This window comes from Protofrankia sp. Cr1 (genome assembly GCF_963555865.1).
In the GTDB taxonomy this organism is placed as follows: Bacteria; Actinomycetota; Actinomycetes; order Frankiales; family Frankiaceae; genus Protofrankia.
This window is the reverse complement of sequence record NZ_CAUVXO010000300.1, coordinates 5887-7496: the sequence shown is the minus strand read 5'-3', so window position 1 is coordinate 7496 and position 1610 is coordinate 5887. Positions and strand designations below refer to the sequence as shown.

The 1610-nt window shown below is 70.9% G+C and carries 1 protein-coding gene; it reads right to left on the bottom strand.

The genetic code is table 11. The features are described 5' to 3' along the window. Window positions 1-1567 (bottom strand): ArnT family glycosyltransferase (locus U9980_RS19600; protein WP_322769253.1); only part of this gene is annotated, 1567 nt, incomplete at its 3' end. Window positions 1568-1610 lie beyond the last annotated feature (43 nt).

Here is a 1610-nt window from a genome sequence, read left to right as displayed (position 1 = left end):
GGCCGCCCCCGCCGGGGCCACCGGAGCCCGCGGGGCCGGCGGATGGGATGGCACCACTGTGCGCGACGGAGGCTGTATCGACCGCGTAGGCGGCCGGCCCGGTGACCCCCGCGACGATGCTCACCGCGGCCAGTACCGCGGCGGCGCGGCGAGCCAGCGGTGCCGGCAGCATGAGGGTGAGGATCAGTGCGACAACGGCCGCGCCACCGAGGATGACTACCAGCGGCCGTAGCCACGGATGCCAGGTGGGCGTTCGGTTGAGCAGGACGTACGCCCACGCGGTGGTGGCGGCGAGGGCCGCGGCCAGGATGAGGCAGGCGACGAGCCGGTCACGCCGGCGCCACAGGCTGGTGCCGCCGATGCCGACGACGGCGCCGATCGCGGGAGCGAGTGCGACCGTGTAGTAGGGATGGATGATCCCTTGGGCGAGGCTCAGGGTGAGGCCCGTGACCACGAGCCAGCCGCCCCACAGCACCAGGGCCGCCCGGGTCCGGTCCGTGCGGGGGGCTCGCCAGCCGACCGCGAGCGCGCCGACTCCGAGGATCAGCGCGGCCGGGATGAGCCAGGAGACCTGCCCACCCATCTCGGAGTTGAACATCCTGGTCAGGCCGGTCGCCCCCCAACGACCGCCGCCGGCGCCGCCCATCCCGCCGACGCTGCCGGCCTCGTTGCCGTTGAGCCGGCCGAAGCCGTTGTAACCGAAGATCAAGTTGAGGATGCTGTTGTTCTGGGAGCCGCCGATGTAGGGCCGCGAGCTTGTCGGCAGGAGTTCCACGGCCGCGACCCACCAGCCGGCAGCAACGATCATCGCAGCGCCGGAGAGCAGGAGCTGGCCGATTCTGCGCCGAAACGACGTGGGGGCGGCCAGGAGGTAGGTGAGCGCGAACGCCGGCACGACCAGGAATGTCTGCATCATCTTGGCGAGGAACCCGAAGCCGACGAAGACGCCGGCCCACACGATCCAGCGGGTGCTTGCGTTCTCCACGGCCCGCACGGTCGCGTACGCGCCGAGAACCAGCAGCAGGACGAGCAGCGAGTCAGGGTTGTTGAATCTGAACATCAGCACCGCGACCGGTGTCAGCGCGAAGACCGCTCCGGCCAGCAACGCCGCGCCGGGGGAGAACCAGCGCCGAATCGTCGCATACAGCACGCCGACGGCCGCGACACCTTCCAGGGCCTGCGGGACGAGCATGCTCCACGGGTTGAGCCCGAAGATGCGTACGGAGAGATCCGTTACCCACAGTGAAGCCGGTGGTTTGTCCACGGTGATGAAGTTCGATGCGTCCGACGAGCCGAAGAAGAACGCCTTCCAGCTTGTCGAACCGGCCTGGGCGGCGGCGGAGTAGAAGGCGTTCGCCCATCCGGAGGCCCCCAGACCCCAGATGTAGAGCAGCGCGGTCCCGGTGAGAAGGGTGAGCAGGGCCGGGCGCACCCAGGGCTGGTCGGCTTCCCGGCCGCGCAGAAGACTCCGCGCCCATCGAGCGGGCGACGCCCGGACCTGCGCAGCCGCCGGGCCGACTGGGGCCGGGGGCCCTCCGGCCGCCTGGTCCGGAAAGGTTGTGGTCACGTTCAGGTCCTCATCGTCAGGGGCGGGAGTCGACCGGCGGCGG